Annotated in this window: 20 protein-coding genes and 3 pseudogenes; 9 read left to right on the top strand and 14 right to left on the bottom strand. The window is 35.6% G+C overall.

Translation table 11 applies throughout. The features are described from left to right. Positions 1–101: 101 nt before the first annotated feature. The gene (locus tag AC1DIT_RS14630; protein ID WP_016116631.1) at positions 102–905 is read left to right on the top strand and encodes an NAD kinase; all 804 of its coding nucleotides are present in this window, start codon (positions 102–104) and stop codon (positions 903–905) included. Positions 906–1,002: 97 nt separating this feature from the next. Here the strand turns inward: AC1DIT_RS14630 and AC1DIT_RS14625 are convergent, their stop codons facing one another. The 8 genes and pseudogenes from AC1DIT_RS14625 to AC1DIT_RS14590 form a co-directional block, all read right to left on the bottom strand. Then, positions 1,003–2,565 carry an amidohydrolase gene (locus tag AC1DIT_RS14625; RefSeq protein ID WP_016116632.1) on the bottom strand — a complete coding sequence of 521 codons (1,563 nt, stop codon included), beginning with the start codon at positions 2,563–2,565 and terminating at the stop codon, positions 1,003–1,005. Positions 2,566–2,648: 83 nt separating this feature from the next. Then, positions 2,649–3,080, bottom strand: a complete 432-nt coding sequence (locus AC1DIT_RS14620; RefSeq protein WP_016116633.1) for a VOC family protein — start codon at positions 3,078–3,080, stop codon at positions 2,649–2,651. A 119-nt stretch (positions 3,081–3,199) separates the two neighbouring features. Continuing rightward, positions 3,200–4,786: an acyl-CoA synthetase MbcS gene (mbcS, locus tag AC1DIT_RS14615; RefSeq protein ID WP_016116634.1), complete on the bottom strand. Its 1,587-nt coding sequence runs from the start codon at positions 4,784–4,786 to the stop codon at positions 3,200–3,202. Between the two features lie 150 nt (positions 4,787–4,936). Beyond that, on the bottom strand, positions 4,937–5,131 hold the full coding sequence (locus AC1DIT_RS14610; protein WP_000168892.1) for an alpha/beta-type small acid-soluble spore protein: 195 nt from the start codon (positions 5,129–5,131) through the stop codon (positions 4,937–4,939). A gap of 79 nt (positions 5,132–5,210) precedes the next feature. Beyond that, complete coding sequence (gene thiI / locus AC1DIT_RS14605; protein ID WP_016116635.1) at positions 5,211–6,422, bottom strand: tRNA uracil 4-sulfurtransferase ThiI; 1,212 nt, start codon at positions 6,420–6,422, stop codon at positions 5,211–5,213. A gap of 6 nt (positions 6,423–6,428) precedes the next feature. Then, positions 6,429–7,571 (bottom strand): cysteine desulfurase family protein, encoded by a 1,143-nt coding sequence (locus tag AC1DIT_RS14600; RefSeq protein ID WP_033671530.1) that lies wholly within the window; start codon positions 7,569–7,571, stop codon positions 6,429–6,431. A 211-nt stretch (positions 7,572–7,782) separates the two neighbouring features. Further along, entirely contained in the window at positions 7,783–9,492 is a 1,710-nt protein-coding gene (ezrA, locus tag AC1DIT_RS14595) for a septation ring formation regulator EzrA (RefSeq protein ID WP_016133283.1), read from the bottom strand. A 243-nt stretch (positions 9,493–9,735) separates the two neighbouring features. Next, positions 9,736–10,117: pseudogene (locus AC1DIT_RS14590) on the bottom strand (LysR family transcriptional regulator substrate-binding protein); the annotation flags it as partial. On the opposite strand from AC1DIT_RS14590, the pseudogene AC1DIT_RS14585 reads away from it, so the two are divergent. Further along, positions 10,114–10,425: pseudogene (locus AC1DIT_RS14585) on the top strand (EamA family transporter); the annotation flags it as partial. The pseudogenes AC1DIT_RS14590 and AC1DIT_RS14585 overlap by 4 nt on opposite strands. A gap of 46 nt (positions 10,426–10,471) precedes the next feature. On the opposite strand, the gene refZ reads toward AC1DIT_RS14585, so the two are convergent. Continuing rightward, the gene (gene refZ / locus AC1DIT_RS14580; protein ID WP_016133284.1) at positions 10,472–11,110 is read right to left on the bottom strand and encodes a forespore capture DNA-binding protein RefZ; all 639 of its coding nucleotides are present in this window, start codon (positions 11,108–11,110) and stop codon (positions 10,472–10,474) included. A 149-nt stretch (positions 11,111–11,259) separates the two neighbouring features. Here refZ and AC1DIT_RS14575 point away from each other — a divergent pair, with 149 nt between their 5' ends. After that, positions 11,260–11,739 carry a GAF domain-containing protein gene (locus AC1DIT_RS14575; protein WP_476998257.1) on the top strand — a complete coding sequence of 160 codons (480 nt, stop codon included), beginning with the start codon at positions 11,260–11,262 and terminating at the stop codon, positions 11,737–11,739. 42 nt (positions 11,740–11,781) lie between these two features. On the opposite strand, the gene megL is transcribed toward AC1DIT_RS14575, so the two are convergent. Beyond that, entirely contained in the window at positions 11,782–12,972 is a 1,191-nt protein-coding gene (gene megL, locus AC1DIT_RS14570; protein WP_016116642.1) for a methionine gamma-lyase, read from the bottom strand. A 352-nt stretch (positions 12,973–13,324) separates the two neighbouring features. Here megL and rpsD point away from each other — a divergent pair, with 352 nt between their 5' ends. The 6 genes and pseudogenes from rpsD (at position 13,325) to AC1DIT_RS14540 (ending at position 17,499) form a co-directional block, all read left to right on the top strand. Next, positions 13,325–13,927, top strand: coding sequence for a 30S ribosomal protein S4 (gene rpsD, locus AC1DIT_RS14565; protein WP_016116643.1), 603 nt, complete (start codon positions 13,325–13,327; stop codon positions 13,925–13,927). A gap of 245 nt (positions 13,928–14,172) precedes the next feature. Next, the gene (locus AC1DIT_RS14560; RefSeq protein ID WP_016133285.1) at positions 14,173–14,601 is read left to right on the top strand and encodes a GNAT family N-acetyltransferase; all 429 of its coding nucleotides are present in this window, start codon (positions 14,173–14,175) and stop codon (positions 14,599–14,601) included. A 445-nt stretch (positions 14,602–15,046) separates the two neighbouring features. Then, positions 15,047–15,883 carry a hypothetical protein gene (locus AC1DIT_RS14555; RefSeq protein ID WP_476998256.1) on the top strand — a complete coding sequence of 279 codons (837 nt, stop codon included), beginning with the start codon at positions 15,047–15,049 and terminating at the stop codon, positions 15,881–15,883. A 92-nt stretch (positions 15,884–15,975) separates the two neighbouring features. Beyond that, the gene (locus AC1DIT_RS14550; RefSeq protein ID WP_229161908.1) at positions 15,976–16,878 is read left to right on the top strand and encodes a hypothetical protein; all 903 of its coding nucleotides are present in this window, start codon (positions 15,976–15,978) and stop codon (positions 16,876–16,878) included. A gap of 229 nt (positions 16,879–17,107) precedes the next feature. Further along, a pseudogene (locus AC1DIT_RS14545) lies at positions 17,108–17,332 on the top strand (hypothetical protein); the annotation flags it as partial. Continuing rightward, a complete protein-coding gene (locus AC1DIT_RS14540; protein WP_476998259.1) occupies positions 17,326–17,499 on the top strand; it encodes a bacteriocin immunity protein in 174 nt (57 codons plus the stop codon). The pseudogene AC1DIT_RS14545 and the gene AC1DIT_RS14540, both read left to right, overlap by 7 nt. A 61-nt stretch (positions 17,500–17,560) precedes the next feature. On the opposite strand, the gene AC1DIT_RS14535 is transcribed toward AC1DIT_RS14540, so the two are convergent. From AC1DIT_RS14535 to AC1DIT_RS14520, 4 genes are all read right to left on the bottom strand, one after another. Then, positions 17,561–18,745, bottom strand: coding sequence for an XRE family transcriptional regulator (locus AC1DIT_RS14535; RefSeq protein WP_016133289.1), 1,185 nt, complete (start codon positions 18,743–18,745; stop codon positions 17,561–17,563). Positions 18,746–18,780: 35 nt separating this feature from the next. Continuing rightward, the gene (locus AC1DIT_RS14530; RefSeq protein WP_476998255.1) at positions 18,781–19,491 is read right to left on the bottom strand and encodes a DUF5986 family protein; all 711 of its coding nucleotides are present in this window, start codon (positions 19,489–19,491) and stop codon (positions 18,781–18,783) included. 428 nt (positions 19,492–19,919) lie between these two features. Next, positions 19,920–20,162, bottom strand: a complete 243-nt coding sequence (locus tag AC1DIT_RS14525) for a hypothetical protein (protein WP_016133291.1) — start codon at positions 20,160–20,162, stop codon at positions 19,920–19,922. 15 nt (positions 20,163–20,177) lie between these two features. Further along, positions 20,178–20,765 carry a hypothetical protein gene (locus AC1DIT_RS14520; RefSeq protein ID WP_016133292.1) on the bottom strand — a complete coding sequence of 196 codons (588 nt, stop codon included), beginning with the start codon at positions 20,763–20,765 and terminating at the stop codon, positions 20,178–20,180. Positions 20,766–20,896 lie beyond the last annotated feature (131 nt).

Here is a 20,896-nt window from a genome sequence, read left to right as displayed (position 1 = left end):
GATTTTGACATTTTATATCGAAATATATTATTTGAGCATACCATCAGAATTTTTTCTAGTGGAGCACAACGCTAAATTTGACTGCAATGGAGGGATACACAATGGCAGATCGTCGCAATTTATTTTTCTTTTATGGTGATGACAAAGCTACGCTTGTCGAAAAAATGAAGCCAATATATCGTATTTTAGAGGGAAATGGATTTACCATATTAGATCATCCAAAAAATGCAAACGCTATCGTCAGTGTTGGAGATGACGGCACCTTCTTACAAGCCGTTCGTAAAACAGGGTTCAGGGAAGATTGCTTATATGCAGGAGTTTCTACGAAAGATGAAATTTCTTTCTACTGTGATTTCCATATTGACCATGTCGATACAGCCCTTCAAGAAATTACACAAAATGAAATTGAAGTGCGAAAATATCCAACAATCCAAATAGATGTTGATCAGGGGACATCTTTCCATTGTTTAAATGAGTTTTCTTTACGCTCTAGTATCATTAAAACATTTGTAGTGGATGTGCATGTTGATGATTTATATTTCGAGACATTTAGAGGAGACGGTCTAGTTATTTCTACACCGACAGGAAGTACAGCATATAATAAGTCATTGCATGGTGCGGTTGTTGACCCATTAATTCCATGCTTCCAAATAAGCGAACTTGCTTCTTTAAATAACAACACATACCGTACACTTGGATCACCGTTTATCTTAAACCATGAACGTACATTAACATTAAAGCTTACTCCGGGCGGTAATGATTACCCTGTTATCGGCATGGATAACGAAGCGCTTAGCATTAAACAAGTGGAAAAAGCGGTCGTTCGTTTAAGTGATAAACAAATTAAAACAGTAAAACTAAAAAATAATTCGTTCTGGGAAAAAGTACAGAGAACGTTTTTATAGAAAAAAGAGTGCTGAGGGGTTTCCCAGCACTCTTTTTTCATGATTCACATGTCGTTTTTTTGCAGAAACATTCATATCTTGTGTCGAAACACCAATATTATTTCTGATATACAATTCGACCATCTATTATAGTTATAGTAACTTGAATATCCTTTATTTCCTCTGCTTCAACTTCAAATATGTCACGGTCCATGATAGTAAAATCAGCTTCATATCCTTTAACAATTTTACCACGCTTATTTTCCTTACCAATCGCATAAGCACTTCCAGCCGTAAATAAGGAAACTGCTTCATATACCGTTAATCTCTCTTCAGGTATGTAACATGTTCCATCAATAAAACTTCGCCGCGTGACTGCACTATAGATTCCTAAAAACGGATTTACTTGTTCAATTGGCGCGTCTGATCCACCGCAACAATGTAATCCCACGCCGAGTAACGTTTTCCAAGCATACGCATAACGAAGACGATGCTCTCCTAATTTTTCAATAACAGATGGAAAATCAGATGAGACAAATACAGGCTGAATATCAATAATAGCTTGCAAATGCTTCATCCGCTGTATTAACTCTTCACGAGCAAGCTGACAATGAATAATACGATCACGCAGCCCCTCTGCCGGAGGATATAACTCCAGTGCATCAATTACATATTCAAGGGATAAATCACCGATTGTATGAATCGCAACTGGCATCCGTAAATTACGTGCTTTCTTCACTAATTCCGCGAGCTCTTCACGAGAAAAAATAGCTACTCCATTTGTTTCCTTCGCATCTTCATATGGCTCGCTTAATAGTGCTGTTCGTCCGCCAAAGGAACCGTCTGAAAAAATTTTCATTGCGCCAAATTCAATATAGTGCTCGGTCCCATAATATTTGCGTTCATGTGCGACTTCATGGTGTACAAGCAAATGAGCTTTAAATGGCATTTCCTTTATTACGTGTAAAAATGCATTATACGTTTTTTGAAAACCACCGTAATAATTTAAGTCTTCTGTATGCCCACCTACTAATCCATATTTCCAGCAATCTTGAATGGCTGTTTGTAGCGCTCTTTGCAAATAAGCTTCATCAATTTCCGGCTGGACATGCTTAATTAATTCTTGCGCTTGTTCATACAACAGGCCTGTTAGTTCTCCGGATACTCCACGCCCAATCTTTCCACCTTTTGGGTCTGACGTTTCTGCTGTTATATTTGCTTTTTCGAGTATGTAAGAATTCACCCATGTCACATGACGACAAACACGCTTTAATAAAATGGGATGCTCCTTAGAAAGGGCATCTAAATCACGAACGTGGACGCTTTTGGTATCTGTGAAATTATTTTCATTCCAGCCTTCGCCAATAATCCATGTACCTAATCTTGTTTCTTTCACTCGTTCAGCTACAAGCTCAATCATTTCCTTATAAGACGTACAAGCGGATAAGTCTAAACGGAGCAGTCGTTCTCCATGCCCAATAAGATGCATATGACTATCCACAAGGCCTGGAATCATCGTTCTCCCCTCTAGATTCCGCACCTTCTCAGACTCATAACGACTCTCTAAGTCCTTTTTATTACCCGTATCTATAATCACCCCATCTTCTACATAAACAGCTTCAACCATTTCGTTCTCTTCATTCATTGTATAAATATGTCCGCCGAACCAAATCTCCCCCATCTTCTCACCCCTTTTCTTTTAGTCTACGAAATTTAAGTGTAGAAAAAAAGCACCACTGTACAAACATGGTGCTTTTCCAAAAATTAATTATGATCAGCTGGAACTGTTGATACTTGCCATTCTACATTAAATTTATCTTTTACTTGCCCATACGCCGGGCTCCAGAAAGTTTCTTGAATTGGCATGATTACTTGACCGCCATCTTGCAATTTTTCAAATACTTCTTTTGCTTTTTCTGCATCACTTATTCTAATAGCTACAGTTACTTGTGATCCAATTTGGTACGGTTGTCCTGGGAATGTATCAGAAATCATAAGGTCCGTATTACCGATTTTTAAATGTGCATGTAAAACGCGGTCTTTCACTTCATCTGGAACAGCGAATTCTGGATTTTCAGGCATTTCTCCAAAAGTCTGAATGACTTCAACTTTTGCATCCAATGCATGTTCATAAAACTTCACTGCTTCTTGTCCATTACCATCCAAAACTAAATACGGATTAATACCTAAAATCATAAAAGGCACCTCTTTTTCCAATTTTTTAGTAGTCATTTCACACCACAAACAGAACGTACGTTCCTATAAATAATATCATAATCTTACATGTACTTGCAACAATCTAATTCCATTTTTTCTTACTTTAGCCCTAATCCCATTTCTTGTTTTCTAAGTTCGACGCGTCTAATTTTTCCGGAAATTGTTTTTGGTAGTTCGTCTACAAATTCAATTTTGCGAGGGTATTTATATGGTGCTGTTAATTCTTTAACATGTTCTTGAAGTAAAGGAATCAGTGTGTCTTCTTTTTCTTGTACATTTTCTCTTAAAACGATAAATGCCTTTACGACACTTCCGCGGATTTCATCTGGACTTGCCACAACAGCACACTCTCTTACATACGGATGTTTCACAAGTGCATCTTCAACTTCAAATGGTCCAATTGTATAGCCAGAGCTAATGATAATATCATCCCCGCGCCCCTCGAACCAAAAATAGCCTTCTTCGTCTTTTTTCGCTTTATCACCTGTAATATAATAATCACCRCGRAATTGCATAGCTGTSCGCTCATCATCTTTATAATATTGTTTAAAAAGTGCTGGCGTTTCAATATGAACAGCAATATCACCGACTTCTCCTACAGATACAGGTTGTCCTTCTTCATTTACAATATCTACATGATTACCTGGCGTCGGTTTTCCCATTGATCCTGGCTTAATTTCCATTCCTTTCATAACGCCAACGAGCAACGTATTTTCTGTTTGTCCATACCCATCCCTGACTGTAACGTTAAAATGATTTTGAAATGTTTCTATTACCTCTCGGTTCAGTGGCTCTCCTGCAGATACAGCACTATGTAAAGCTGTTAAATTATATTGCTGTAAGTTCTCTACTTTTGCCATTAAACGATATTCTGTCGGCGTACAGCAAAGCACATTCACTTTATTATCATCTAATAATTGCAAATATGTTTTCGGTTCGAATTTACCGTGATATACAAATCCTGTTGCGCCTGAACCGAGTGTTGCTAAAAACGGGCTCCAAATCCACTTTTGCCATCCTGGACTTGCCGTTGCCCATACAACATCATTCTCCTCTATTCCAAGCCAATTCGGAGCGCTTGTACGCAAATGTGCATATGCCCAAGCGTGTGTATGTACAACGCCCTTTGGATTCCCTGTCGTTCCTGATGTATAGGATAAAAAGACCATATCTTCTCGGTCTGTCTTTGCGATTTCTAATTCATCACTTTCTGTTTCTAACGCATCTTTTAAATTAATCCAACCATCTACTGACTGCTCGCTCAGTACAAATTTTCGAAGGGACTCCATCATCTCTACATCTTCAAATTGTTCGATATACGGTTCATAACTGACAATTGCCTTTACTTCTCCATGCCGTAAACGATATTCAATATCTTTTTTCCGAAGCATTTCTGAACTTGGAATAACCACAAACCCTGCTTTAATTGCCGCAATGTACGTCATATACGCCTCAATTAAGCGTGGCATCATAATGAGAAGCTTATCCCCTTTTTGCAAACCACTCTTTATAAAAGCGTTTCCAATTTTATTCGCACCTTGTATTAATTCAAGGTATGTAACCTCTCGTCTATTCCCTTCGTCATCTTGCCAAATTAAAGCCAGCTTCTCTTTTTCATTTGTATATTTTTCTATCTCCGCAACTAAGTTATAAGACGTTGGTGCTAACAATTCTTCTCTATTCATAATTTCATCCTCCTTTATCTATGCCTCCCTTATATAATAAAGAATTTTCAGTAAATTTTGAACCCTCTTCTTTTGACAAATTTTTTAATAACTTTTCGACAAAAAGAAGGAGCGGGAAAACCCGCTCCTTCTAAGCCATCGTATATGGGATTATTTATGGAAACCGCCTAATTGTTGTTCAGCTAGTGAAACTAGACGTTTTGTAATTTCGCCACCAACAGATCCGTTAGCGCGAGATGTTGAATCAGCTCCAAGTTGAACACCAAACTCTTGAGCGATTTCGTATTTCATTTGATCTAATGCTGCTTGAGCACCAGACACTGCTAATTTGTTTGTGCTTGCCATATGGTATCACCTCCTTGTGAGTATAGAGTGTGATAAACCATAGGACTTCATACATATCTAATGATGGTAATTTATGGTTTTAGAAAAGATCTTCAAATTGTTCTTCTTCAGCCACTTCTACTGTTTGTAATACCATCTTTTCTGTATTCGCAACAACGGATTCAATAAGTGGTGTAAAGTCATATTTTGATTCAAAGCGATTTGCTTTTTCACGCTTCGGTTTTGTCGATGGACTTGCTGGTGTGAATACTGTACAGCAGTCTTCATACGGACGAATCGAAATATCATATGTTCCAATTTCATTTGCAATTTTAATAATTTCTAGTTTATCCATCGTAATAAGCGGGCGAATTACTGGATAGTTTGTAACCTCATTAATCGTATGCATACTATCTAACGTTTGGCTCGCTACTTGTCCAAGACTTTCACCCGTTGTTATCGCAAGTGCATTACGCTCCTCTGCAATACGTTCTGTAATACGCATCATCATACGGCGCATAACTGTCATAGAATAACTAGATGGAATTTCCTTATTAATTGTTTTTTGCACTTCAGTAAACGGAACAAGGTGAAGCGTTACACGTTTACAATACTTCGTTAACTCTTGTGCTAAATCGATTACTTTTTGTTTTGCACGCTCACTTGTAAATGGCGGACTATGGAAGTGAACGGCCTCCACTGATACACCGCGCTTCATTGTTAAGAAAGCAGCTACTGGGCTATCGATTCCACCAGAAAGAAGTACCATTACTTTTCCGCCAACGCCAACTGGTAATCCGCCAGCTCCCATGCGCTCACCACACATAATATAGCTATAACCGCTGCGAATTTCTACACGAACATTTACATCTGGATTATGAACATCTACTGTAATGTCTTCTGTATTATCTAAAATATAGCCGCCAATCTCCGGAAGCAACTCCATCGTCTGCATCGGGAAGTGTTTATAAGAACGGTGTACTGTAATTTTAAATGTTTTAACATCGCCTTTTACTTGTAAGAAAGCAGCAAGCGCTCCTTTTTTAATGTCTTCTAATTCTGACGGTACTTTCATTGCTAAGTTAAACTTATGAATACCAAATACATCTTTCAACTTCTCTGCAATCGCCTCATGATCTTCACCATTTAACTGAATGTACATGCGATCGTGTGTTGCATCGATTTTGATATTTGGGAATTTCTTTAATTTAAATTTAACGTTATCTTTTAACGTGTTTACAAACTTAGAACGGTTTTTTCCTTTTGTCGTCATTTCTCCATAACGAACTAAAATATATTCATATGTCATCATATTTCTTTACCTCATCACTTCATATAATTTTGGCAATGTTTCTTTTATAATTTCTTCAAATTGTGTTACTTCTTCCATCGTATTTTCAGGTGCTAAACTAATGCGAATCGCACTCGCTGCTGCAGCATGTGGTATTCCCATTGATACTAACACACGACTCACTTCATTTGCTTTTGAGGAACAAGCTGATTTGGTTGATACATATACGTCACGTTCTTCTAGAGCATGAACCACTACTTCTGGTTTCAACCCAACGAACGATACATTTAAAATATGCGGCGCCGCATACGCAAGCGATGTATTAATTGTTACATCTTCCATTCCCTCTAAGAAACGTACGAGTTCTGCTTGCAATTTCTGTAAGTGGTCACTCTTTTCTCTCATATGTTCCATTGTCATACGTAGTGCCTTTACCATCGCGACAATACCAGGTAGGTTCTCTGTACCCGAGCGATAACGCAGCTCCTGCTGACCACCTGATAAAATTGGATCTAATCTTACACCATCGCGTACATATAAAAGCCCTGTTCCCTTTACGCTATGAAATTTATGTCCAGATATCGAACAGAGATCAATATGAGAAGCATATAAATCAAGTGGTACTTTTCCAATTCCTTGTACATGATCCACATGGAATCTTATTTTTGGATAGTTCGCTAGCAATTCACCAACTTCAGAAACAGGTTGAATCGCCCCTGTTTCATTATTCACATGGATCATGGAAACAAGGATTGTATCCTCACGAAGCGCTCGTTTTACATTTTCTACTGATACAATACCATGTTCGTTTACAGGTAAATAGGTAACATCAAAGCCGAGCCCTTCTAATTGTTTATATGCTTCAAACACAGACGCGTGTTCAATATTTGTTGTAATAATATGCTTACCACGAGAGCGATTCTTCATCGCTATTCCTTTAATCGCAAGGTTATTCCCTTCCGTTCCACCCGATGTGAAAATAATCTCGGCAGGCTTAACATGAAGAAGCTGCGCTGCAATCGTTCTCGATTGTGTTAATAAACGCTCCGCTTCTCCCCCGAGCGAATGAATAGAAGAAGGATTCCCAAAATATTTCCCTGCAACCGTTACGTAAGATTGAAGGACTTCTGGATATGGTTTCGTCGTCGCACTATTATCAAAATAGATCATCGTTCTTCCCCTTTCAGCGCTGTCACATCGTATAATCATATCACAAATACGTGCAATTACGCTAAACATACTCAAAGGTTCCATTTTTCAATACAGAAGTATACTTCTATATTTTGAAACGAAAAACACTGCTGTATTCCGCTATTCATTATAGCAATATCGCTCTAGAATTTACACAGATCCAGTGCAAAAAAAACAAACCCCTTTTTCATCAAGGGGTTTGTTCATTATCAACAAATTCAGCAATTTTTTGTACAACACCAGGTTCAAGTTGTTCCAAAACAGAAGCTGCTTGTTCTAAAGCTGCATCATATTCATATTCGCGGAACAATCTCTCTGCATTCTCTAAGCTTTGCGCCAAATCCACATCATGACTACGGTAGCGATTACCATATTGGATTAGCTTTTCTACTAAGTACGCTTGTCCAATTAACTCCTGCGTCTTTTCATATACACCGTTTACCATTGTATATGCTTCTTCTAACATACTATTTACAACATTCATATTTAGTGGTTTTAATTCTAACTGTTCATATACACCTTGTATTGCCTCTTGTCCTCTTTGTAAATCTTCCATAATGCTTTCTGGAAGACCTGGTAAGTTAGACTTTTGCATAAAACGTTTCGCTTCTATGATCATATTGCGCATTTCATTTAATTTCTCACGCGCTTCAAATTCTTCTTTACGCATCATTTGCAACATATCTTTATACTCTACATGAAGTACCTTCAATGTTTCACATTGCTCATAAATCTCTTCCAGTTCTTCACGAATAACAGAGAATGCAATATCTTGCTCTGCAACACGTAATTGCAATACTTCAAAGCGTTTCATTAAAATATGCATTTGTTTTTCAATCAACTTTTGTGATTCAATGTCTTTGTCTTGCAGCTGATAGCTTTGTTTCACAAATTGCGTTTCGGATTTTGTCTCAATTGCTTTTTCATGAATTTCCTCTAAATCTTCGTAAATACTAACTGACGTTTTCTCTACATAATGCTTCGCATGTACTTCTTGTTCTAATTGATCATACAACATATCCAAACGCTTTTTTAAGCCTTCTATTTTCTCGTTTACTTCTGTTATATGAAGCTCTTCTAAATCAATCAGACATGTTTGTAGTTGTTTGTTCATATCCCGTACTTCTTTAGGGATTTCTAAATGATTTAATACATACCCTTGTTTTTTCATATCATCGTGACCTTGTAATAAATCATCCAATTGTACCAGTAATGTTGCTTGACACTCCACTAATAAATCAGGAATTTCATGAACGATAATTTCTAAGTTCGTCAATCCATCTTCCAAACTTTTTACAATATCACGTGCCTTTAAATAATCACCGTTTGCCGTTGTCTCGTCAAACTCTTGAAACTTCGCTGATTCTATATCAAGTAACTCTTCAATTTTCTGTTCGGATTGTCCAAACATATGACGATGAGCCAGTACACTCTTTTTCATACTACGATATGTATCACGTAAACCTTCAATTTCTGAACTATTTTTCTCATAGCTCTCTAATAATTGCTGCAGCTCATTTAAAATCTCCGTAATGCGGTTATCCGCTTCATCTAAATCACGAATGGATTCACTCATCAAACGCTTTGCTTTTCGGAAGGAAAATTGTGAGGCTGACTTTTGGGCATTTTCTAATGTTTTATCAGCTTTTGGCAGAAGGTTTGCAACAATTTCATCCCATTCTTCACGCCACTTTCCAAACAGTTCCTCTGTTTGTCCAGTCATATTTAAATCCTTAACCCGTTTCAATTCATCTGCAACAGGTTTATCTTTGACTTCTTGTTTCCACTGCTCAAGTGCTTCAATATCTTTATATAAACGATTTCTTATCACGAGCTCTATCATGAGCAGCACTAGAATAGAGCTTACTACGATGATAACGATCGTCAGAATAGAATCCATGCAAAATAGCCTCCTACTTATATCTCTTTTTTTGTCCGTTCCGTTTATGAAATGGAAGGCATTATGTATAAAAAGGGAAATCCCCTATATTTAACAACTAACAATGTACTAATCATACCATGTAATGACGTGTTTTTGGCCTAATTTTTTTTAAAATTTCTTGTTTCTTTTGTTGCGTTTGTAATATTCCTTCTAAAAATTTCTCGATTTTCTTTTTCCATACTCCGCTGCATTTATAGACATTTACTGTAAAGACTGTAATAAAGATGCATCTTCTCTATGGGATATAAAATAAACCACTCTCGTTAACGTTGGCTCCACATGTATAATACGAATCCCATCTCGCACTGCCTGCTCCACTGCAATTTCTGGCAACAACGTAATACCCAGGCCAGCCCGAACCATCGCAAGCATCGGCTCAGCGTAGGATGGCGATAGTAGGCGTAACGCCCATTCYTTTGAACATTGTCATAATCATTTTTCTAATGTCACAAATTTCCGGATAAATAATGAGCTTTTCATGCTGCAAATCTTTTATTTGAATCGTATGTTCATCTTTATAGGCATGTTCATTCGAAACAACACAAACAATATTTTCTCTTCTTACCTCTTTTACAAGCTTTGCTAACGTATACAAACTTGATTTCTGTACCACCTCTCCATACAATCGTCACAGTTCGCTTTGAGCTATTTTATATGTCGATTATCGCAGGAGTTATCGCCGTCTTTTGTTGGAATACGGGCAATCGATATATTTCATCCATTAACGGTATTTTATTTATGAATTTAGTTCCTGTACTGGCACTTATCGGATCGATTTTTCGAGGCTATAAAGTTGAAGTAATTGGAGCGATGATTACCATTATCGCTTTACTATGCAACAACTTATGGCAACGAAAGCAAGAGCGTATTCAAGAAGAAATCACTTCTTGAAAAACACGTCAAAAAATATCCCCACCTAAAATATGGCGGGGGTACTTTACATATGGACTGCTCTCGGTAACGGATAATACATATGCGTTAAACATAATATTTGTTCCATCCATTGCTCTACTTCTTTCGTATACATTTCCAAAAAGAATGTTTCTGATGGAAACGAATGCAGTACCTCCGATATATATTGTGGATATAAATACGGCATGTTTATCATGCCCTTTAATTGCGTCATAAACATTGTAAAAGACACCTTTTGAAACTCTTGCTGCATTTGTCCCTGCTTAATGATTTGCTCTATATAATATCTTTCTTTAGAAAAATAAACAGTCATCACTTCCCGGATTAACGTTGTATCAATTGAAAGCTCTCGGTAAAAAAATCGAGTAAGTTCCCTATGCTCAAACTGATAGCGTAAAATCCCTCGTACAATTTGATTCATCACTTCTTTAGCTGGCAAATACTTTCTTTGTTCAAATGACCTTTCAATTACCTCGATATAGCCTTCTAAAAAATCAGTTATAAGCTGCTCTAATAAACCTTGCTTTCCAGCAAAATAATATGAAATATTAGCCACATTCACATCCGCCCGCTTTGCAATATCTCGCACCGATGTTCCATCGTACCCTTTCGTATAAAACAATGAAATTGCCGCATCAATTACCTTTTGTTTCGTCTGCTTCATGCGCTCACTTCCTCTCACCCTGAACAGCTATARTKTAAATTTCTTGACTTTTAAGACAAATTCCTTTAATYTTCTATCGACAAAGTCATRTGAAATACAGCGTGTTTTGCTAWGATTTTACATTTCTCGATAGAAAGGGTGATGTTTCCATGTTTACAAAAAAAAGTTATGCAGGATCACGTGAGCAGCAATATGAAACAGTAATTAAACAACTTGATGCATTATTAACTGGTGAACCAAATGTAGTCGCTAATTTCTCCAACGCTTCGGCTCTTCTAAACCAATTTTTAGAGCGTGTTAATTGGGTTGGCTTTTATGTAACAGAAGGAACTCAACTTGTACTTGGACCATTTCAAGGAATGCCAGCGTGCGTTCGTATTCCTTTTGGACGCGGTGTTTGCGGCGTAGCAGCTGAAACAAAAACAACGCAGCTTGTTGCAGATGTTCATCAGTTCCCTGGGCACATCGCTTGTGACAGCGCTTCTAATTCKGAAATYGTTGTACCGATTATAAAAGAMGAMAAYGTCATTGGTGTACTYGAYATTGATAGTCCYGAAAAAAATCGTTTCGAYGAAGTRGATCAGCACTAYTTAGAGAAATTTGTGGAAACGCTCCTAAAACATATGTAAAAGATGCGAGCCATCGATTTCGTAAATCGATGGCTCATTTTTTCATTCCCCATTCACATGAGAAAATGCATTCGATTGCTTCAGGAACGCGTACGCTAAATCCGAGACAATATCCTCCCATGATTCTAATCCAACAGATAAGCGTATTAAATTATCAGAAATGCCCATTTCATGGCGTACTGCCGCTGGAATGACAGCGTGCGTCATCGTTGCTGGATGTTGCACTAACGTCTCTGTGTCACCAAGACTCACCGCAATTGTAATAAATTGCAATTCATTCATGAATGCCTGTGCTTCTTCTTTTCCACCTTTAATCGTAAATGAAATCACACCGCCTCCGCGCTTCATTTGAGACGATGCTATTTCTCCTTCTGGATACCAAACTGCCTCAACACTTTCGTGATTTTTCAAAAAGGCCACGACTTTTTCCGCATTATCACAGTGCCGGTCCATTCGTACAGCTAACGTCTTTAAACCACGCAGCAAGAGCCATGCATCAAAAGGTGCCATAATTCCCCCGATATCTTTTCGAATCGGCCGAATTTGTTCAGTTAGCTCCTTCGTTTTACAAACCGTCACACCAGCAACAACATCGCCGTGACCGCCAATATATTTTGTAGCACTATGAAGAACAACATCACAGCCTAGTGTAAGAGGCGTTTGTAAATATGGCGAGCAAAATGTATTATCGACAATGACAAGCAGTTCATTTTGTTTTGCAACTTTGATAACCTTCTCTAAATTGATAAGCCTCATTGTTGGATTAATTGGTGTTTCAACAAATATCAATTTTGTATTCGAACGAATTGTCTCTTCAATCTCTTCTTCTGTTTCCATATCACATAATGAATGAGTAATCATAAATTTCTCTTCTAGTACTTCTAAAAAACCATACGTACACCCATATAATCCATTCGAACAAATGATATGATCTCCAGCACGTAAAAATGCAAGGAGCGTCGCCGAGATTGCTGCCATCCCAGAACCAAATGCTAGTGCCGATTCACCCCCTTCTAAAACAGCCATACGCTCTTCGAACAATTCCACAGTCGGATTTCCAAGTCTCGAATAAATATAAGATGGATCCTGCCCAGCAAAACTCGCTTCTCCTTGCTGCGCTGTTTCAAATGTATAAGTTGAAGTTTGAAATAGCGGCGGCGTTAAACTTCCTTTATGCATCTTAGACTCATACCCGTGATGAATAAGCGCTGTTTCTATATGTTTCTTTTTCATACAAACATCCCCCTTATATTTCTATTTTATGTAAGCGTTTTCTATCTGTTGCTATCCTTTCTTTCATGTTGTTTTAAATTCCTTCTTGTAATTTCCAAACTTTACATGTATAAAACAAAATGGAAACTCGCTTGACGAAATCCCATTCAAAAGATATAATAGCGTTTGTGTAAAATAAAAAGGCAGCCTTGTAATGTGAGTTTATTGTTTGTATTTTGTTCCTCTTGTGTGAGGTGTATCTCGTAACTCCCTGCTGCTGGAGCGAAGGTACATGAAAACAAAATGCGCATAAATGTCGATTACGTCTGTTTTTATTTTACGAAAATAAAAACACTTAAAGGAGGAGTCAACTATGGCTCGTTATACAGGTCCAGCTTGGAAACTGTCTCGTCGTCTTGGAATCTCTCTAAGCGGCACAGGTAAAGAATTAGAAAAACGCCCTTACGCACCAGGTCCTCACGGTCCTAACCAACGTAAGAAACTTTCAGAATACGGTTTACAATTACAAGAGAAACAAAAACTTCGTCACATGTACGGCATGACTGAGCGTCAATTCCGTCGCACATTTGACCAAGCAGGTAAAATGCCAGGTAAACACGGCGAAAACTTCATGATCCTTCTTGAAGCTCGTCTTGACAACCTAGTTTACCGCATGGGCTTAGCTCGCACTCGTCGTGCAGCTCGCCAATTAGTAAACCACGGTCACATCATGGTTGATGGTGCTCGCGTAGACATCCCATCTTACCGTGTAAAACCTAGTCAAACTATCAGCGTTCGCGAAAAATCTAACAACCTTGTTGTTGTTAAAGAAGCGATCGAAGTTAACAACTTCGTACCAGAATACTTAACTTTCGATGCTGACAAATTAGAAGCTACTTACACTCGTCACGCTGAGCGCGCTGAGTTACCAGCTGAAATCAACGAAGCGTTAATCGTAGAGTTCTACTCTCGTTAATTCAATCGCTTAGTAGATAACAGTATTAAAAACCCTAGAAACGTTATTATAACGTCATTTCTAGGGTTTTTTTCTATTCTTATGGTTTGTAAAATAACTTAAATAAAATTAATTAGTTGGGGGAGGTTTTTGGGGGGACTTTTGAAATAAAAAAAAGCGTGAGCAAATGCTAATTTCCCCACACACTCTTACAATTTCAGATATAATGATATTTATTCTTATAAAAGTAAAAGGAGTTAATTGTTTTGAAAGAAAAATTCACCGAGATCCCTCTTCATGTACAAGACTTTCAAGAATTAAAAATGCTATTAGAAGAATTAGTACAAGATGAAGTAATATTCATTGAAGGTCTTTCTAAGTATTCTTTAAATATTTCTTCTAAAGAACATAAGGTCACCATTAACCTTAGAAGTGAGTTTTTCCTAGATCCATACTTGGCAATTACTGCTATAAGCATTACCCCAAGTAATCAAGGTAAGGGAAGTATTGTTCTTGAATGGTTTAAAACATTCGCTAAAGAAAAAGGATTCGAACGATTAATATTACAGGAAGTTATAACTGAAGAAGGTTACCACTTTGCATTAAAACATGGCTTTTCCAAAAAAGTTGGTCCATTCGAGGAAATATTTAGAAAACCTGATAGTACTGACGGAAATTATGAATTACATTTATAAAGAGTAAAATAAAAGTGAACGAATATTTTTCGTAATCGTTCACTTTTTTTATTTAAAACTATTTCCTCTTTCACAGTCTCTTTTTTGCTTTCTTTGATTTCGTTTCGTCTCCCTAAAAAATTCAACCATCCTTAATTCTGTTTCTTCACTAGACAGATTATCTACTACAGTACGTTCTTTCCTTTCCACAATAAGAGATTTCACCCTTTCATAAAAAATGTGAATAAGTTCACTTTGATGTATATTAGTGGAAATAAAAAAGGGAATCTACTCATAATTAAGTGAACACTCTGTTTATTTCTTACAAAAAGATACTAAAAAATAAATTATCTTCAAATGCTAAATGTTTTTCCTTTCACATCAAATATTAATTTCCAAACTTAACCACATCGACTGCTAATAATGGTAAAATATCCTATATAAAAACGTCAAGGGGGAGTATTTAATGGGGATCACTTTACTTAATACATTAAAAAATGTTTTTGATTTTATAAACCCAGAAGGAGCAAAATCAAAAGAAATTAAAGAAAATATTAATCGCTCTCACATCGATGCTGCTAATATTTATTGTCGTAACATAAATGAATTATCTGCGCAATTCAATATRGAGCAAGCATATAAAGTTGAAATCCACGCTTATAATGCCGATAAAAAAGAAGAAAATTATCATCTCCACTTACAAAAATACACTAATTTAAGTCATCTAAAAAAAGCTTTTCTGAATGGAATGGGTGAATTACACTTGTTAGATTTAGAGGAAAAAATAAAGATACTTCCTTCAACCTACATTTTCAATGAACACAACATTAAATACAAAGCCATTGACACTAGAAAATTAGTTCCTGATTTCCTTTACACTTTAGATGATGAGGAATACTGCGTTACATTAAAACCAATCCACACTGCCACCTCAAAAAAAGAACTGCAATACGAATTACAAAACTTATATAAAACGCTCTACTTATCGTTAAATAAAGAAATTGATATCGATTCAAATTTCCAAACATCAACATGCTATGAATCAAAGCATATTTTACGTTATTTTAGATTAAATCAAAACAGCTTATTTTTAATAGTAGAAGATTTAAAAGGTAACGTGCATCATCATACATTTAAAAACATCAATGAAATCAAACATGGATTATCTGGTGGCGGTACACAATTAAAATTTTGGATTTATATGTATGGAGACACTTATCGTTTCTATCTTCCTTATGATGAAAAAACATTTAAAACAAGCCAAGTCCCATTAGATCAAGAAATCTTTAAACTGACAATTTAATACTCCGAACACCTAACACAGATAATGTTTTTATCAAAATATATGATGATGATAAATTTTCTTTATTAGGAGGAGAAAAAATGGCAGTAACAATGAAAGAAGCTTACTCGACAATTTTGAATGAAAAGGTTTCAGCGCAAGAAATAGATAAACCTGCAAATGAACACTTAAAAAAAGGGTTAGAATGCGAAAGCTGTAGAATATCCGTGGCACATCGTACAAGACATCCAAGAAATGAAGGAGAAATTCCTGCACTTTTTTACCGAAAAGGAGGCGAAAACCACAAAGAATTCTGTTCATATAATACAATCGGCCGGATCAATGTGATAGCACGCGATTCAGATAATAACATTTTAAAAAGCATAACAGATAAAACTTTTTCCTTTCGCCTAACAATGATTCATAAACCTTTAGAAGAATTGGGAAAACAAGATACAAAACAAGGGAAAGATCAAAACAAAATACCGAATCAAAAAGATAGAAATTATCATTCTAAAGGAAAATTAAATTCATACTTATCAACCATGAGAAAGATAATTGAGTTACGTAACATCTTGGAAAAGCAGAATGAACTAAACTCTATTATTGACATTGAAATGCATGGAAGAAAAATAAAATGGAATGATTTTTATTACGAACCACACCGTTATATACAATCGTTCAATTACATCAAACAACTAGAATGGGAAAACAGACATCCTATTTGCATAGAGGGCATCGTAGACAGTGTGCGGTATATAGAAACGTCAGGTAAATACGCTATAAACCTTCGTTGGGGAGAAAAAAGGATTAATAACAAAGGAATAGAACAAATTCCTTCACCAGCTATTTATTTTGATGCTGGAACACTTTCACCAGAAGATATAAAAACCGGACAACATATTGCGGTATGTGCATTATGTACACCTCGTATGAATGGCGGGAAAGTTAGAGAATTTTTAAATACAAATGCCCATTTGTATCACAAAAACCAGCTTGTAATTTTATCTGATTAATAAAAGTTCAAACTAACTTTATCCATACTATTTTTTATCTCCACCTTTCAAACTCACATTCTATGATATAGAAGTGTGAGCTTGAATTTTCACCTGCCTATCCCATTCATTTGAAATATGGATAAGTTCGCTTTGAGGTATTTTAATACCTCTAATAAATTCATTACAATGCAATATTTACAGTTATCTCCTTAAATTGGTATGATTTACTTATTGAGGAGGAAAATTCATGAGTTTAAACATGTATCTAGGAGAAGTACATACCCAAACACAAAGTATGAATGCTGTATGTACCGCTACCATTCAAGGTATGGAACAAGCCATTCAGTCGATTGACGCTTTTGCAGTTGACACTGTTTTACAAGGACAAACATATAGCAGTGCAAAATCATTTTTTGTACAAACCTTTCGTCCTTTAGCACAAGGAATCATTTACTTATGTGAAGAATTAATCCTAAATTACCAGAAGAAGAACTTAATGAATATGTAAACCAATTTAATAATAGTGGTGTGCCTCATCCCGCTCCAAGTGATATAATCTTTTGGGATTTTAGGGATTTAACACCAAAAGAAATAGTAGAGATTGCGTTGAATTACAAAGAAGAAGAAAAAGAAAAATAAAATATTAAAGTACAAGCCGCCCACCTAAAAATGAGCGGCTTTCTTCATTACCTAATCCATTTTATACTGTTTTATTCGATCTAATGTTAGCATTTCTTTTCAATGCTAATACTACATTAGAATTATCATTTCTAAAGTTAGCAAGTGTACCTTCTTCTAAACCCGTCAATGCCTCAAACATATCTTCACGTAGACTTAATTGGTACTCATTTGAAAGTTCTTCTAAAATGCTATTACCATCGAAAACATCATTTTCAAGCAATGTGAGAATTGATTTTTTAATTAAAACTGGGCTTGTGGGCTTAGAGTGTCCATCTAATGGTTCTTTTTTTCTCCAACCATTTTTACTCATTTGTCTTTGCAAATACGAATATTGATTAAAAGTGATTACCCCTAAATTGTATGCCCTTCTAACCATTACTCCTACAGAAACATGCCACTTCTTCTTCATAAAAACATAATGGTCTAGATCAATCGGAAACATACTAACATCTCTAATAAAAGGTTCTTTAGGTAATAAAAACGCACTAGCAAAGTCATTTGCCTGCTGTTCCATTTCTCTTTCTTCATCTTTAGACAATGTAGATAAATCAAGATAAGGTTCATGAATCAATATATGAGCAAGCTCATGCGCTGCATCAAACTGTCTTCTATACCTACTACCTTTATCATTTCCTAATACTACAAAATAAACATCTGAACCATTTATTTTCCTGGTCTGCGTATATGCATCAATTTCAGCCACATTTATTCTTGAAGTAGAAACAATTATTCCATTTACCTCCAGGAGTTCAACCATATTTTTAATTGGTTTATGTCCCAGTCCCCAAAACTCTCTAGCTTGTACAGCCATCTCTTCTATATTCATATTATCTACATCTAAAGTAGGTAAATTTTCTTTTGGCAAATCAATATATTCATTGATTAACTGATAAATAATTGAAAGAAAATCTAGTCTCAACTTCTGAGCCTCAAGATCTTTCTTCAAAGTTTTTGCAAGTGCTCTAAAATAAGCATTACCTACTTTATCTGTAACAGTATCATCTTCAAAATAGAACTTTCTTGGGAAGCCTAGAACTCCCTCCAGTTGAAGCATGATTTCTCCACCAGGTGGACTAATATTTTTTTCATACTTAGAAATCATTTGTTTAGATATTGAAAGCTTTTCCGCTAAATCCAATAAACTCATTGCATTAAAGCGTCTAGCTAATTTCAATCTTTCACCATTAAATTTAGATGTAATCATCTTAAAAAATCCCTTTCTATGAGCAGAGCGCGATTTTATTCAGATGTTTTCTTGCGCTTTGTTTTCAGTGGAACATCCATGTCATGTTGTTCTTGTTCTTGTTGTTTATTATCCATATCACTATCATCATTAGAAGCAACAGTAATAAAGTCACTCCAATCCTCTTCATAAAGCGTATCTAAATTTTCATTTAATATATTAGCTTTAACGGATTTTAATTCATAGCCTTTCATATCAAGACTAATCACACAGAACTGTTCAATCTCACAAGGACATGCTTGAAGCATTTCCTTATATATTCGATGAGCTTCCTCTTCATCGAAATCTAAGCCAAATGATATCTGTATCGCTCTTCTCTGACTCAAATCTAATTTCCCCTCAAAATCCGCATTACATACCCCTGAAATGGCAGAAATGTAATGCATTACTTTAGGCTTTATCTTTCCTGTCTGCCTAGCATCAAGATTGTCTTGAGACAAAAGGAAAAATAAAGTCTTACTTGTTGTATCAACAAGCCCTGTAACTTTCCATCCATTTCTCTTTGTTTTGAACGAAACAAGCTCTTCTGCGTCATTCCCAAGTTGATGAGGATATATAAAACTCCATTTTGCCATCCCATGACCATTGTTAAATCCATAATCATTTGCTAATCTATCGCTAGCCTTAGACAATGATGCTTGAACCCTTTGAATGATTTGTCTGATACTATCTCCATCAACATTCAGTTTAAAAGGCAAAGACGACACTCCCATTCTTCAATATTTTGTCCTCTTATTTTTACATTTTTTCTGAAAAACGTCAACCTATAAACTTATATTTTTGAAAATAGTCAATATCATTCTTTTTCCAATTAAAATGGATATCAATTTCACATCAATATCCCTTTTAAAAACCACTTCATAACTTCCAATATAGTCAAACTATTTAATTTCCAAACGATACACAGTTGGTTCTAGCTCTGAATAGATTAATTTTCCCTCAAGAAGGTTGTATGAAAATATCCTTTTTTTATTTGTTATTTTTACAGTTTTTTACTCTTTAACTAATCGATCACTACGTTCATTTGTGTAATAAAAAACATTTTCTTTTTCAATTACACTTCCACAAATATCTATAGTCGTTCCTTTAAAACAGAATAGCCTCAAGTTTCAATCTTCTTTCGAATAAGTTTTTACTAGCTATCAGTTTTTAGACCCAAGTGCAGCGCAGCTAATAACATTAATTTCTTTCTTTTTGCTCTTTCTTCTTCTGAAATTTTTAAACCCGCTAGTTTTTTATCAATTTCCCTTTCCTCTAAAATAGCTTTATACGGATCATTACGTTGAAGTATCTCATTCATTTCTGCATTACCAACAGGATCCACCCGATATTCAACATCACTAAAATACTTCCCCCTAGTTTCATACGCTCTTTTCATTTTTCGTCATCTCCCTTAATATGTAATGCGCTTTAATAATAAATTAAATTGTTTATAAACATTTTCTTTTTCGAATATATAAGGTTTATATACTTCAAATTCCATGGGAATATTAGTGCATTTATTAATTCTATCTACTAATTCAACTAATTTTTGTCTTTCCATAGAAAAATTTTCTCGCTCTTTTTCGATTGCTAACAAATCAGAAAAGATTTTTTCATACCTTTTTTCAATATCATTTCGTCTTTTTTCAGCTTCTTTCATTTGTCTTGCTATTACTGATACAAGCTCTTTCCCTAGAGTTTCTAATTCAGCATCAGTTTTATAAAGAGAACTAATCCCCCCTAGCTTTTGAGTATTTTCAATGAACTTTTCAATACTTTCTAATTCATTCTCTAATTCCGCATAATCTGTGTTATTTTGTCTTAAGTTTCCCTTTAACAAATCAACAATGTTAATTCTTTTTTCAGAAGCGGGATTAAACTTATAGTTTTGTATTTTATCTTGCAGTTGCTCTTTTCTTTCCTCTAGTTGTTTAAATGATTTTGATATTTCTTTTATTCTTCTATCGAATTTTTCAGTTGCCACATTTACGTTTTTCATGTTTCTCGCTCCACCTTTTTTATTATTTTTTGGTTGTATTTCTAATTATTCTTGTAAACTCTTATCTCCTTATAGTGGAAAAACCCTTTTGATAAATATATGGTTATATAAAAATTCACCATGTTTTGTTT

Source organism: Bacillus sp. 05T22, assembly GCF_056396765.1.
The sequence above is the reverse complement of the archived record's forward strand: the minus strand, read 5'-3'. Positions and strand labels throughout refer to the sequence as shown.